Raw genomic sequence first — 13,743 nt, 5'->3', positions numbered from 1 at the left:
GGGCGCTCAGAGCTGCGGGCTGGTCGCGAGGTCCGGCGTGGCCAGCCAGGTCAGGGTCTGCGGCAGGATCTCCACCGCCCCGAAGTGCGCGGCGCCGGGCTGCACCTGCACCTCGGCGCGCGGAATCCGCGAGGCGAGCCAGTGCGAGTGCTCCACCGGGGAGAAGCGGTCCTGCTCGCCGTGCCAGAGCCGGACCTCCGCACGGATGGCGCCCAGGTCGAACCCCCAGCCGCGCCGGATCGCCAGCACATCGTCGATCCAACCCTCGGGGCCGGTCCGCAGCGCCTCGGAGTACATGTCAGTCAGCAGTCGGCGGATCGCGACGTCGTCGACGACCCGGATGTCCTCGTCGGGCAGTTGGGGGCGGAGGAAGTCCAGCAGCGTCATCGGGTCCCGGCGGGCCTCGTCCGCGCGAACCTTCAGGTTGAGCGTGAGCTCGGCCAGGTCCTCGTCGGCCTGCCCGTAGTCCTCCACGTTCGATTCCGCCATGCCCGCGTACCAGTCAAGGTCGGGCGCGCCGGCCGGGGCGAGCCCCACCAGCACGGCGGCCCGGGTGACCCGGTCCGGCAGCAGCGCGGCGCAGGCCAGGGCGTGTGGCCCGCCACCGGATCGGCCCACCACCGAGAACCTGTCGATACCGAGGTCGTCGGCGATCGCCGCCACGTCGGCGGCGGCGTCGGCCACCCGTCGACCCTCGTGCCGGTCGGAGTCGCCGTACCCGGGTCGGTCGTAGCAGACGAGGTGCACGCCGAGGCGGTAGACGACGATGCCCCGGGGGCGGGGGCCGCTGCGGCTGCCCGGGGTGCCGTGCAGCAGGAAGACCGCCGGCCCGTCCGGCGCTCCCGAGGTCTCCACCGCGAGGCGCCGCCCGTCCGAGGTTGTGACGGTGCGCTGGGTCGCTTCTTGTCGCGTCACGGTTGGCCTCCCGCGGGTCGTCATGTGCTCCCCCGTGAACGGAGCCGCGCATCGTCGGCGCCGAGTGCAAAGCCCCCGAAATCGCCCAGAACACATCCTTGTTGTGCAGCGTACTGCCCGTCGTGGATGCCCGCCATGGGCCAGCGGGTCAATGCCGGTGGGTCGGGGCCCCCGAACGGGCCGCTACCCTGGTAGCCCGAGGGGAAGGGGCACCAAGAGGGTGGCTAGGACCTACAACGTCGTGACGTACGGCTGCCAGATGAACGTGCACGATTCCGAGCGGATCTCCGGCCTGCTCGAACAGGCAGGCTACGTGCGCGCGGTGCCGACCGACGACACCCCGGACATCGTCGTCTTCAACACCTGCGCGGTGCGCGAGAACGCGGACAACCGGCTCTACGGCAACCTCGGTCGCCTGCGCCCGGTCAAGGACAAGCACCCCGGGATGCAGATCGCGGTCGGCGGCTGCCTGGCCCAGAAGGACCGCGGCGACATCGTCCGCAAGGCCCCCTGGGTGGACGTGGTCTTCGGCACCCACAACATCGGCGCGCTGCCGGTGCTGCTGGAGCGGGCCCGGCACAACGCCGCCGCCGAGGTGGAGATCCTGGAGTCCCTCGACGTCTTCCCGTCCACGCTGCCCACCCGCCGCGAGTCCACCTACGCCGGCTGGGTGTCGATCTCGGTGGGGTGCAACAACACCTGCACGTTCTGCATCGTGCCGGCGCTGCGCGGCAAGGAGAAGGACCGGCGCCCCGGCGACATCCTCTCCGAGGTGCGCGCCCTGGTCGACGAGGGCGTGCTGGAGGTGACCCTGCTCGGGCAGAACGTCAACTCCTACGGTGTGGAGTTCGGTGACCGGTACGCCTTCGGCAAGCTGCTGCGCGCGTGCGGCGACATCGACGGGTTGGAGCGCGTGCGCTTCACCAGCCCGCACCCGAAGGACTTCACCGACGACGTGATCGCCGCGATGGCCGAGACGCCGAACGTCTGCCACTCGCTGCACATGCCGTTGCAGTCCGGCTCCGACGACGTGCTCCGGGCGATGCGCCGGTCCTACCGTTCCGAGCGCTACCTGGGGATCATCGAGAAGGTCCGCGCGGCGATGCCGGACGCGGCGATCACCACCGACATCATCGTCGGCTTCCCCGGTGAGACCGAGGCCGACTTCCAGCGCACCCTGGACGTGGTCCGGGAGGCCCGGTTCTCCTCGGCCTTCACCTTCCAGTACTCGAAGCGGCCCGGCACCCCCGCCGCGACCATGGAGGACCAGCTGCCCAAGCGGGTCGTGCAGGAGCGCTACGAGCGGTTGATCGCCTGCGTCGAGGAGATCACCTGGGCGGAGAACAAGCGCCTCGTCGGGGAGACCGTTGAGGTGCTGGTCGCGGTCGGCGAGGGCCGCAAGGACGAGCGGACCGGCCGGATGTCCGGTCGGGCCCGCGACGGTCGACTGGTGCACTTCGCGACCGAGACCGCCGACGGGGAGTCCCTCGCTGGTCAGATCCGGCCGGGCGACATCGTGCACAGCACTGTCACCTACGCCGCTCCGCACCACCTGAACGCCGACGGTGCGCCGGTGGCGCACCGACGCACCCGGGCCGGCGACGCGGCCGAGGCGGGTCGCTCCCCGCGTACCCCTGGGGTGTTGCTCGGTCTGCCGACGATCGGCGCACCGCCGGTCGCGGCCGCCCCCGCCGCTGGCTGCGCCACCCACTGACGGCACGCACGGAAGGGCCCCTGGACGAGGGGCCCTTCCGTGGAAGGCCGAGTCAGACGGTGATCCGGCCGTCCCGGTGCATCAGCAGCTCGTGCCGCTGAGTTTCACAGTGCCCGGCGCGCTCGCGGTGCCGTTGGCGGTGAAGCCCACTGTGACCGAACCGCCCGCCGGCAGGGACGGAGCGTGGCTCGGCGCCGCCGCGGTGACCGTCGTACCGGACTGCGTGACGGTGGCGTTCCAGCCACTGCCCAACGTCACCCCGGACGGCCAGCTCCAGGTGACCGACCACGGGTTCACCGCGCCCGAGCCGGTGTTCTTCACTGTCAACTCGCCCTGGAAGCCGCCCTGCCAGGCGTTGACCTGCCGGTAGGTGGCCGTACAGGCGCCGGTCGGCGGGTCCGTCGGCCCGCCGGTCGGCGGACCGCTGGTGCCGCCACCGGACGGCGCGATCAGGTACGGCTGGAGGATCGCCTGCTTGGCGGTGTTGACGTTCGTCCAGTCGTCAAGCGCGATACCGCCGGTGTCACCCGAGTTGGGGTTCCACGACCAGTAGGTGAAGGACATCCCGGTCACCCCGGTCCCGGTGTACGCCATCAGCTTCTCCAGCCACACCTTGTCCTTCGGGTCGACGAGGGTGCTGCCGAACTCGCCCATCATGATCGGCGCGATGTTCTGCTTGTAGAGGTAACCGAAGTACTTGTCCCAGATGGCCGGCATGTTCGCCGGGTAGTCCGGGGCGTCGAACCAGGTCTGCCGGTACACCGAGGTGGCGTACTCGTGCGGCGAGTAGACCAACCGGTTCGCCACGCTCAGACGGACCGGGAACTGGCCCGCCTTCGACAGGTTGCCGCCCCACCAACCGCAGTCCTCGTCGTTGCTGGTGTCGCCGTCCCAGACGTTGGAGAGGCCGCCGCTCGGGCAGCTCACCCCCTCCACGAAGATCAACCAGTTGGGCTGGACGCCGAGGATGGCGTTGCCGGCCCGCTCGGCGGCGAGCCGCCAGTCCCGGGTGGTGTCGCCACAGCCCCAGCACGCGCCGGTGGCCGCCGGGTTGGTGCCCTCCGCGTGCGGCTCGTTGTGCAGGTCCGCGCCGATCACCGTGGGGTTGCCCGCGTACCGTTGGGCGAGCATCTTCCAGTCGTTGATCCAGGTCGCCTCGGAAACCGTCGACGTGTACCAGAGCGGCGACTGCCCGGCCGCCGTCGGCCGGTGCCGGTCCAGGATGATCCGCATGCCCTTGCCGCCGGCGTAGTCGATCACCTTGTCCAGGATCTGCAACGGCGACAGCCCGATCAGGTCCGGGTTGACGAAGTCGTTGATTCCACTGGCGGTCGCGCCCGGCTTCAGCGCGTCGTTCGAGTACGGCACCCGCAACGTGTTGTAACCCAGCCGGGCCATCGTGTCGAGCTGTCCCCGCCACGGGTTGTTCGACCACAGCCCGTGGAAGGTCTTGTTGTCGGTCTCCATGCCGAACCAGTTGATGCCGGTCAACCGGACCGTCGCACCGGTGCTGTCCACGATCTGGTTGCCACTGGTGTGCAGATAACCCGTGCCGGTGCCAGCGGCGACGGCCGGGCTGGTGCTGACGGCGGCGGCGAGGAACACGCCGGCCGCGACGGTGACGAGCGCAGTGAGCGCGCCGCCGAGAGCTTGAGGACGGAACAATTCGAGCTCCACTTCGGAGGTCCGGCGCCGTCCAGAGACGACGCCGGCAGGCGGCCGTCCGCACGTCGCGGTCCCCCAGGGGTACGCGGACAGTGCGCGACGGCCCGTGTCACGCGGACGTGGTCACTCGCGGAAGCTCACCGGCGACCCTCGACGGCGGATGTTCCGCCTTCGTCGCCCTCGTGCCGGTGGCCCTACCTGGCTCCGTCGCTCATTCTGATCAGCCCACGTCGATGCGTCAACCCGTCCCACCGCCCGCGCGCGCCCTGCCCCCGCGGGGCGGACACGCGGAAGCCCCCGGTCCCGTTGGGGACCGAGGGCTCCGGACGTTGTCAGCTCAGCCGGCCTGCTCGGCGAGTTGGAGGAACTGCCGCTTGGAGGCGAGGGCCTGCTCAGCTTCCTTGATCCGGCGTGCGTCCCCGGCGCTCTGCGCCCGGGCCAGCCGGTCCTCGGCCTCCGCCACCTGCGCCCGCATCTGGGCGAGCAGCGGGTTGTCCTCCTTGGTGGTGCGGCGCCACGCCGAGTCCATCACGTCACGGACCTTGTCGTCGATGACGCGCAGTCGACGCTCCAGCCCGGCGGCCGCCTCGCGGGGCACCCGGCCGGCCTCGTGCCACTGGGCCTGGATCTCCCGCAGCTTGGCCTGTGCGCCCTTCGGGTCGGCGTCGATGTCCAACGCCTCGGCCTCGGCGAGCAGGGCCTGCTTGCGCTCCAGGTTGCCGCGCTGCTCGTTGTCCCGTGCGGAGAAGACCTCGCTGCGCCGGCTGAAGAAGGCGTCCTGCGCACCCCGGAACCGTTCCCAGAGCTTCTGCTCGGCCTCCTTGGAGGCGCGCGGAGCGGCCTTCCACTGGGTCATCAGGTCCTTGAGCTGGTTGGCGGCGGCGGCCCAGTCGGTCGAGTCCGAGAGCTTCTCCGCTTCGGCGACCAGCTCCTCCTTTGCGGTCTGCGCCTGCTTGCGCTGCGAGTCCAGGGAGGCGAAGTGGGCGCCGCGGCGGCGGGTGAAGCCGTCCCGGGCGGCGGCGAACCGCTTCCACAGCTCACCGTCGGCCTTCTTGTCGACCCCGCGGATGGTCTTCCACTCGTCGAGGATCTCCTTGAGCCGGTCCCCGGCGGTCTTCCAGCCGGTGGATTCGGCGGCCAGCTTCTCGGCCTCCTCGACCAGCGCGGTCTTGCGGGCCAGGGCCTCGCCGCGAGCGGCGTCCCGGGCGGCGCGCGCTTCGCCGGCCTTCTCCTCGGCGAGGGTCGCCAGCTTGTCCAGGCGAGCGGCCAGCGCGTCGATGTCGCCGACCACGTTGGCCTCGGGCAGCGTGGTACGGATCCGCCGGATCGTGCTCAACGAGTGCCCGGCGTCCGCCGCACCCGACTTGAGTCGCGCCTCGGTCAGGTCCACCTCGGTCACCAGGTCGGCGAAGCGACGGGCGAAGTGTGCCAGGCCCTCCTCCGGCGCTCCCGCCTGCCAGGATCCGACCACCCGCTCTCCCTCGGTGGTCTTGACGTACACGGTGCCGTCCGCGTCCACCCGTCCGAAGGCAGTCCAGTCGCTCATGTGCCCATCCTCGTTCTCCCGGCGTCGAGGGATCGATCCCCCGTCGCCGCCACGGCGCAGCCAAGTTGCTTCCGGCATTGTCACAGGTCCGACCCGGTCCGCGTCGAGCGCCTATCGCCGACCGTGACCATACGGTGTCCTAGGGGCCTAATGACCGGATCGGCTCGGAGACGCACCGGGGATTCCCGCTACGGTGGACGGGTGTCACTGGTCGCCGCCGCTGTCTGCCCGCATCCGCCCCTGCTCGTGCCCGAGGTGGCCGGCTCCGCGGCTCCGGAGCTGGACGATCTGCGGGCGGCCTGTGACACCGCCGTACGCCGGCTGTTGGCCACTGATCCGGACATTGTGGTGCTGGTGGGCACCGGCCCGGTGACCGGTCCGGTCCGCGCCCCGGCGACCGGTTCCCTCCAGCCCTGGGGTGTCGACCTGGACGTGCCGCTGGTGCCGGGTCAACCGGACCGGGGGGCGGTGCTGCCGTTGAGCCTGACCGTCGGCGCGTGGCTGTTGGCCCGCCACGGCACCCCACCGCCGGTGGCCGCCGTGCAGGTGGCCGCCGACGCCGGCCCGGCCGAGCTGGCCGCGCTCGCCCAGGAGGTCGGCGCCGCCGGTGACCGGGTGGCGTCGCTGGTGCTCGGGGACGGGTCGGCCTGCCGCGGGGAGAAAGCACCCGGGTACGACGACGCGCGCGCCCTCCCGTACGACCGGGGGGTTGCCGCGGCGCTGGCCGACGCGGACCTGGACGCCCTGCTCGACCTCGACCCGGTGGTGTCGGCGGAGCTGAAGGCCGCCGGTCGCGCCCCCTGGCAGGTGCTCGCCGGCGCGGCCCGCGCGGCCGGTGGTGGGTGGCGCGGTGAGCTGCTGCACGACTCCGCCCCCTACGGCGTGGCCTACTTCGTGGCGTCCTGGGAGCGGGTGTGACCAGCGCCGCTGCCGGCATGGTCGTCGCGGTGGTCGGCCCGACAGCGGCCGGCAAGTCGGCGCTGAGCATCGCGTTGGCGCACGCCCTGAACGGGGAGGTGGTCAACGCCGACTCGATGCAGCTCTACCGGGGCATGGACATCGGCACGGCCAAGTTGACAGTCGCCGAGCGGGACGGGGTGCCGCATCACCTGCTGGACATCTGGGAGGTCACCGAGCCGGCGAGCGTCGCGGAGTACCAGCGACTGGCCCGCGCTGCGGTCGACGACGTCCTGTCCCGGGGGCGGGTGCCGCTGCTGGTCGGTGGCTCCGGGCTGTACGTGCGGGCGGTGCTGGAGCGCTTCGAGTTCCCCGGCACCGACGCGGCACTGCGGGAGCGGCTGGAACGGGAGTTGGCCGAGGTCGGCCCGGCTCCGCTGTACGCGCGGCTGCGCTCTGCCGACCCGGTCGCCGCGCAGAGCATTCTGCCCGGTAACGGTCGGCGGATCGTGCGGGCCCTGGAGGTGATCGAGCTCACCGGCGCGCCGTTCGCCGCCTCGCTGCCGCAGCCCACGCCGTACTACCCGTCGGTGCAGCTCGGCGTCGACCTGGACACCGGCCTGCTGGACGAGCGGATCGCGCTGCGGGTCGACCGGATGTGGGCCGACGGCCTGGTGCCGGAGACCCGTGAGCTGGTCGGGCGCGGGCTGCCCGAGGGGCGGACGGCGAGTCGGGCGCTGGGTTACCAGCAGGTGCTGCGCCTGCTCGCCGGTGAGCTGACCGAGGCGCAGGCGCACGACGAGACGGTCCGTGCGACGCGGCGTTTCGTCCGCCGGCAGCGGTCCTGGTTCCGGCGGGACCCGCGGATCCACTGGCTGGACTCGACGACCCCGGACCTGATCGGAGCCGCCCTGCGTCTGGTGCCGGCCGAGACGCGATAATGGGGCTGTGGAGTTCACCAAGGGCCACGGCACCGGCAACGACTTCGTCCTCCTTCCCGACCCGGACGGTCAGCTCGACCTGACCCCGGAGCTGGTCGCGGCGCTCTGCGACCGGCGTCGGGGCATCGGCGCGGACGGCGTACTGCGGGTGGTCCGCGCGGCCAAGCATCCGGACGGCGCGGGTATGGCCGGCGAGGCCGAGTGGTTCATGGACTACTGGAACGCCGACGGCTCGTTCGCCGAGATGTGCGGCAACGGCGCCCGGGTCTTCGTGCGCTACCTACTCGACACCGGGTTGGCCACGCCCGCCGGCGCGGCGCTGCCGGTGGCCACCCGGGCCGGCGTCGTGCGCGCGCTGGTCGAGGGCGACGTCGTATCCGTCGAGATGCGCCGACCCCAGGTGTACGACAGCTCCGCCGCCGCCCTCGGCGGGCTGACCCTGACCGGTGCGGTGGTGGACGTCGGTAACCCGCACCTGGTCTGCGTGCTGCCGGCCGGCGTGGAGCTGTCGGCGCTGGACCTGACCGTCGCACCCGGGTTCGACCCGGCGATCTTTCCGAGCGGGGTGAACGTGGAGTTCATCGTGGCGGGTGACCCGGTCGACGGCACCGACGAGCACACAGTGATGCGGGTGTACGAGCGCGGCAGCGCCGAGACGCTGTCCTGTGGCACAGGTGCCTGCGCGGTGGGTGCGGTGGCGCTGCGCGACGCCGGCCGGGAAACCGGGGTGGTCGCCGTGGACGTGCCGGGTGGCCGCTTGACGGTCACCGTCACCGAGACCGCCTGCTGGCTCTCCGGTCCCGCCGTCCTGGTGGCGACGGGCGAGATCAACCTCCCCACCCTGCCCGTCTCCGACCGACGCTGAGCTCTCCGCACGCCCGGTAGCCGTCGGTCGTTGCTGGCCCTTTGCTCTGCTTCACCCCGCGCAACAGCCGGTGTCCGATTATCGGACATCAGGTGTTGCGGTGGTTGAAGCAGAGCAAAGGGAACGAGGGAGGCGACCCGGGGCCGTCTCCCTCGTCCCGGCGTCACACGCGGACGCCGGACTACTCGTCAGGGGGTTGCGCTGGCGTTGGCCGCGATCTCGGGGAGGTCGGCCGGGCCGGGGTCGGCGGCCGGCAGCGGGCTGGGGTTGTGCGCGGCGGCGCGGACGGCGGCGGCGACCGCCGGGGCGACCCGGGAGTCGAAGACGCTCGGCACGATCACCGTCGGGTTGATCTTGTCCTGGCCGACGACGTCGGCGATGGCCCGGGCGGCCGCGAGAGCCATCTCCTCGGTGAACTCCTCGGCGTGCGCGTCCAGCATGCCGCGGAACACCCCGGGGAACGCGAGCACGTTGTTGATCTGGTTCGGCTGGTCCGAGCGACCGGTGGCGACCACGGCGGCGTGCTTGCGCGCCTCCCGCGGGTCCACCTCCGGGTCCGGGTTCGCGAGGGCGAAGACGATCGAGTCCTTCGCCATCTGCGCGATGTCGTCGCCGGTGAGCAGGTTCGGCGCGCTGACCCCGATGAACACGTCGGCGCCGCGGATGGCGCCGGGCAGGTCGCCGGAGTAGTTCTCCTTGTTGGTGTTCTCCGCCAGCCACTGCCAGGCCGAGTTGAGCCCGGTCAGCCCGCGGTGCAGGGCGCCCTCCCGGTCGTACGCGATGATGTCGCCGACGCCCTGGCGCAGCAGCAGCTTCATGATCGCGGTGCCGGCGGCGCCGGCTCCGGAGACGACCACCCGGACGTCCTCGAGCCGCTTGCCCACGACCCGCAGCGCGTTGGTCAGCGCGGCCAGCACGCAGATCGCGGTGCCGTGCTGGTCGTCGTGGAAGACCGGGATGTCCAGCGCCTCGCGCAGCCGGGCCTCGATCTCGAAGCAGCGGGGCGCGGCGATGTCCTCCAGGTTGATGCCGCCGTAGGCCGGCGCGATCGCCTTGACGATCTGCACGATCTCGTCGGTGTCCTGGGTGTCCAGCACCACCGGCCAGGCGTCCACACCGCCGAAGCGCTTGAACAGCGCGGCCTTGCCCTCCATCACCGGCAGCGACGCGGCCGGACCGAGGTTGCCCAGGCCGAGCACCGCCGAGCCATCGCTGACCACCGCGACGGTGTTGCGCTTGATGGTCAGCCGCCGCGCGTCGGCCGGGTTCTCGGCGATCGCCATGCAGACCCGGGCCACCCCCGGTGTGTACGCGCGGGACAGCTCGTCGCGGTTGCGCAGCGCGACCTTCGAGGTCACCTCGATCTTGCCGCCGAGGTGCAGCAGGAACGTCCGGTCCGACACCTTGCGCACATCCACGCCGTCCAGCGCGGTCAGCGCGTCGACCACCTGGTCGGCGTGACCGGCGTCGGCGGTGTCGCAGGTCAAGTCGACGATCACGTGGGTCGGGTCCGAGTCCACCACGTCCAGCGCCGTGACGATCGCGCCGGCCTCGCCGACGGAGGTGGTGAGCCGGCCGATCGAGGAGGCGTCCGCGGTCACGGCGATCCGAATGGTGATCGAAAATCCGGCGCTGGGCATTCGGGTGATGGCCACGGGATCCCTCCGTAACGGCTGTGCGACCGATCGGCCGCCGCCCGCATTTCTACCGGGTTGTCGCTGCCGACCAGCATTCGCCCCCACTTTTGGCGACCTTCACCATGGGCATATAGCAGGTGCGTTCGGCGTTGTGTCATGTCAGGATTACGTTCTACTTATCAAAACGGACAGGAGAACCGCTTGCGAGACCAGGAGAGCTTTGTCCCCGTCGAGGACGAGCTCGACGACGTCACCACCGGCGAGATGGAGCTGTCGGAGCGGCAGTCCCTCCGACGCGTCCCAGGCCTGTCAACCGAGCTCACCGACGTCACCGAGGTGGAATACCGCCAGCTGCGGCTGGAGCGGGTCGTCCTGGTGGGCGTCTGGACCGAAGGCACTGTCACCGACGCGGAAAACTCGCTGACCGAGCTCGCCGCGCTGGCCGAAACCGCCGGTTCGCAGGTGCTCGAAGGGCTCATCCAGCGTCGTACCCGACCCGACCCGGCCACGTACATCGGCCGTGGCAAGGTCGACGACCTCGGTGCGGTGGTGCTCTCCACCGGCGCCGACACTGTCATCTGTGACGGAGAGTTGTCCCCGTCGCAGCTGCGCAACCTGGAGCAGCGCACCAAGGTCAAGGTTGTCGACCGCACCGCGCTGATCCTCGACATCTTCGCGCAGCACGCCAAGAGCAAGGAAGGTAAGGCACAGGTCGAGCTGGCTCAGCTCCAATACCTGCTGCCCCGACTGCGCGGTTGGGGTGAGACGCTCTCCCGGCAGACCGGTGGTTCCGGCCGGGGCGGCGGCGCCGGCGGCGGTGTGGGTGTCCGTGGTCCCGGTGAGACCAAGCTGGAGACCGACCGGCGGCGCATCCGTCACCGCATCTCCCGGCTACGTCGCGAGATCAAGAGCATGAAGACGGTACGCGTCACCAAGCGCGCCCGGCGTTCCCGCAACGCCGTTCCCGCGGTCGCCATCGCCGGCTACACCAACGCCGGCAAGTCCAGCCTGCTCAACCGGCTGACCGGCGCGGGCGTGCTGGTGGAGAACGCGCTGTTCGCCACGCTGGACCCGACCACCCGCAAGGTCACCACCTCGGACGGGCGGCTCTACACCCTCTCCGACACCGTCGGCTTCGTCCGACACCTCCCGCACCAGATCGTCGAGGCGTTCCGCTCGACGCTGGAGGAGGTCGCGGAAGCGGATCTGGTGGTGCACGTCGTGGACGGCACCCACCCGGATCCGGAGGAGCAGGTCCGGGCGGTCCACGCGGTGCTCGCCGAGGTCAGCGCGGACCGGCTTCCCGAGCTTTTGGTGGTCAACAAGACCGACGCGGCCGACGAGGACACTCTGCTGCGGCTCAAGCGGCTCTGGCCGGACGCGATCTTCGTGTCCGCGTACTCCGGGCGGGGCATGGACGAGCTGCGCGCGGCGATCGAGGAGCGGCTGCCGAGCCCGGCCGTGGAGGTCCGGGCCGTGCTCCCGTACGACCGGGGCGACCTGGTGGCTCGGGCGCACCGCACGGGCGAGGTGCTCAGCACGTCGCACCTGCCGGAGGGCACTCTGCTGCGCGTCCGCGTCGGCGCGGAGCTGGCGGCGGAGCTGACGGCGTTCGACGTGGAGCGGCAGGGGCAGGCGGCCGGCAGCCGGTCCTGAGCGGCCACGGCGTCATCCACCGGAAACGCGCGGCATGCGACACTGGCCGAATGCGCCGCGTTGTTTCCTCGGTCACGGTTGCCCTCGGCCTGCTCGGGGCAACCGTGGCGCTCGCTGGAGTCGCCGCAGCGGCTCCCGCCCCTGGGGCGTCCGGGCCGCCCGCCGCCAACCCTGGCCAGAAGCGATGCACGATCGTCGACGAGCGCCTACGGGAGCTGTCCGGTCTGGTCGCCACCAAGAGTGGCTACGTCGTCATCAACGACGGCACCGAGGTCGCGGAGCGCAAGCGGGTCTTCTTCCTCGACAGCAAGTGCAAGATCTCGAAGGAGCCGGTTCGCTACTCGGGGCAGGGTCCGTTCGACACCGAGGATCTCGCCCTGTCCAAGGACGGCAAGACCCTCTGGATCGCCGACACCGGTGACAACCCCGACTCGAAGGAGCGCCGCAGCCGCGTCGCGCTCTGGTCGATGCCGGTCACCGGTGCCAAGGCGCCGACGCTGCACCGGCTCTCCTACCCCGAGGCCAAGCCGCACGACGCCGAGGCGCTGCTCATCGGCGACGACGGAAAACCGCTGATCATCACCAAGGTGACCAGCGGCAAGGCCGAGATCTACACGCCGTCGGCGGCCCTCAAGAGCGGCGACACCGCCCCGGTGCCCATGCGTAAGGCCGGCGAGCTCACGCTGCCGAAGACCCAGACGGAGAACACCCTCAACACGTTCGGCCGGATCGCCATCACCGGCGCGTCCCGGGCACCGGACGGCTCCCGGGTGGTCCTGCGCACCTATGCGGACGCCTTCGAGTTCGACGTGACCGGTGGCGACATCGTGGGCGCGCTCACCACCGGCAAGCCGCGGGTGACGCCGCTGGCCGACCCGTTCGGCGAGGCCATCAGTTACACCTCGGACGGGAAGTCGTTCCTCACCGTCTCCGACGCGGGCCGGTTCACCGAAGACGAGCCGCTCGACATCCTCAGCTACGCCCCGTCCACGTCGACCGCGGTAGCACTGGCTGCCGAGGACGGCGCCAAGCCGGCCGCCTCGAAATCCTGGACCGACGGGCTGAGCCTCGACGACATCACGTACCTGGTCGGGGCGGTCGGGCTGATCGGCCTGCTGTTGGTCGCCGGCGGCATCTTCGGCATCGTTCGCGCCCGCCGTCGGCCGCCGCCCGCTGACGCGTCCGACCCGTCGGAGCCGGACGGCGAGCCGTTCGGGCCGCGCGCGGGCCGTGCCGTTGACGGCTTCCCGGCCGACGATGACCGCAGGGGTGGTGTCTACGGGGGTGGCGCCGCGCCGGCCGGCGGCGCGGTCTACGGCGGTGGTGCGGGACGTGGCGGCCCGGCCCCGGCGGGTGGTGCGGGTCGCGGCGGCCCGGCCCCGGCGGGTGGTGCGGGTCGCGGCGGCCCGGCCCCGGCGGGTGGTGCCGTGTACGGCGGTGCCGGCCGACCGGCCTCGGCCGACGGCTACGGTGCGCCGCGACCGGACGGCGGCGGTGCTGGCGTGTACGGCGGCGGCGGTCGTCCCCCGGCCAGTGGCGGTGGCCGTCCCCAGGCTGGTGGCGGTGGTCGTGCGCAGGGCGGCGGCGGTGGTCGTCCGCAGGGTGGCGGCGGTGGTCGCCCCCAGGGTGGCGGCGGTGGTCGCGCCCAGGGTGGTGGCGGTGGTCGTCCTGGCGGTGGCGTTTACGGTGGCGACGGCGGTCAGCCCGGTCGCGCGGAGCCGCCACGGCGCGGTGGGCAGGAGCCCGACAACCGGGGTCAGCGGCCCGGCCGCCGACGCGACGACGACGCGCCGCCCGTGGACCCGTACGGGCAGCATCCCGGGGGCGGTCGAGGTCACCGGGGCGACCGTTACTGACCGGCGCTGAGGCCCTACCCGGCCTGAACGAGCGGTGCGGGTGAGCGCCGT

Annotated in this window: 10 protein-coding genes; 6 read left to right on the top strand and 4 right to left on the bottom strand. The window is 71.8% G+C overall.

Going from position 1 to position 13,743, the window contains the following annotated elements; translation table 11 throughout:
- Positions 1-6: 6 nt before the first annotated feature.
- The gene (locus ABZS40_RS04650) at positions 7-915 is read right to left on the bottom strand and encodes an alpha/beta hydrolase (RefSeq protein WP_354941884.1); all 909 of its coding nucleotides are present in this window, start codon (positions 913-915) and stop codon (positions 7-9) included.
- A 220-nt stretch (positions 916-1,135) separates the two neighbouring features.
- On the opposite strand from ABZS40_RS04650, the gene miaB reads away from it, so the two are divergent.
- Positions 1,136-2,629 carry a tRNA (N6-isopentenyl adenosine(37)-C2)-methylthiotransferase MiaB gene (gene miaB, locus ABZS40_RS04645; protein ID WP_354941882.1) on the top strand — a complete coding sequence of 498 codons (1,494 nt, stop codon included), beginning with the start codon at positions 1,136-1,138 and terminating at the stop codon, positions 2,627-2,629.
- A gap of 81 nt (positions 2,630-2,710) precedes the next feature.
- Here miaB and ABZS40_RS04640 read toward each other — a convergent pair whose 3' ends face one another.
- Entirely contained in the window at positions 2,711-4,294 is a 1,584-nt protein-coding gene (locus ABZS40_RS04640) for a cellulase family glycosylhydrolase (protein ID WP_354941880.1), read from the bottom strand.
- Between the two features lie 337 nt (positions 4,295-4,631).
- The gene (locus ABZS40_RS04635; RefSeq protein WP_354941878.1) at positions 4,632-5,840 is read right to left on the bottom strand and encodes a DUF349 domain-containing protein; all 1,209 of its coding nucleotides are present in this window, start codon (positions 5,838-5,840) and stop codon (positions 4,632-4,634) included.
- A gap of 150 nt (positions 5,841-5,990) precedes the next feature.
- On the opposite strand from ABZS40_RS04635, the gene ABZS40_RS04630 reads away from it, so the two are divergent.
- The 3 genes from ABZS40_RS04630 to dapF are packed head-to-tail and all read left to right on the top strand — an operon-like array spanning position 5,991 to position 8,543.
- Positions 5,991-6,758, top strand: a complete 768-nt coding sequence (locus tag ABZS40_RS04630; protein ID WP_354941876.1) for a hypothetical protein — start codon at positions 5,991-5,993, stop codon at positions 6,756-6,758.
- Between the two features lie 17 nt (positions 6,759-6,775).
- Complete coding sequence (miaA, locus tag ABZS40_RS04625; RefSeq protein ID WP_354942092.1) at positions 6,776-7,678, top strand: tRNA (adenosine(37)-N6)-dimethylallyltransferase MiaA; 903 nt, start codon at positions 6,776-6,778, stop codon at positions 7,676-7,678.
- A gap of 7 nt (positions 7,679-7,685) precedes the next feature.
- A complete protein-coding gene (dapF, locus tag ABZS40_RS04620) occupies positions 7,686-8,543 on the top strand; it encodes a diaminopimelate epimerase (protein ID WP_354941874.1) in 858 nt (285 codons plus the stop codon).
- Between the two features lie 188 nt (positions 8,544-8,731).
- Here the strand turns inward: dapF and ABZS40_RS04615 are convergent, their stop codons facing one another.
- The gene (locus tag ABZS40_RS04615; protein WP_354941872.1) at positions 8,732-10,198 is read right to left on the bottom strand and encodes an NAD-dependent malic enzyme; all 1,467 of its coding nucleotides are present in this window, start codon (positions 10,196-10,198) and stop codon (positions 8,732-8,734) included.
- Between the two features lie 183 nt (positions 10,199-10,381).
- Between ABZS40_RS04615 and hflX the strand changes: the two genes are divergently transcribed.
- Complete coding sequence (gene hflX, locus ABZS40_RS04610; RefSeq protein ID WP_354941870.1) at positions 10,382-11,836, top strand: GTPase HflX; 1,455 nt, start codon at positions 10,382-10,384, stop codon at positions 11,834-11,836.
- A gap of 50 nt (positions 11,837-11,886) precedes the next feature.
- Positions 11,887-13,692, top strand: coding sequence for a hypothetical protein (locus tag ABZS40_RS04605; protein WP_354941868.1), 1,806 nt, complete (start codon positions 11,887-11,889; stop codon positions 13,690-13,692).
- Positions 13,693-13,743: the final 51 nt, after the last annotated feature.

Origin of the sequence: Micromonospora sp. NPDC005324, assembly GCF_040607155.1 — a bacterium.
Lineage (GTDB): Bacteria > Actinomycetota > Actinomycetes > Mycobacteriales > Micromonosporaceae > Micromonospora > Micromonospora trifolii.
This window is presented reverse-complemented; position numbering and strand designations above follow the sequence as displayed.

Bases quoted from the DNA above. Each gene is read 5' to 3' on its own strand.
- ABZS40_RS04635 (WP_354941878.1), bottom strand. From the start codon at position 5,840: ATGAGCGACTGGACTGCCTTCGGACGGGTGGACGCGGACGGCACCGTG.
- ABZS40_RS04630 (WP_354941876.1), top strand. From the start codon at position 5,991: ATGACCGGATCGGCTCGGAGACGCACCGGGGATTCCCGCTACGGTGGA.
- ABZS40_RS04605 (WP_354941868.1), top strand. From the start codon at position 11,887: ATGCGCCGCGTTGTTTCCTCGGTCACGGTTGCCCTCGGCCTGCTCGGG.
- miaA (WP_354942092.1), top strand. From the start codon at position 6,776: ATGGTCGTCGCGGTGGTCGGCCCGACAGCGGCCGGCAAGTCGGCGCTG.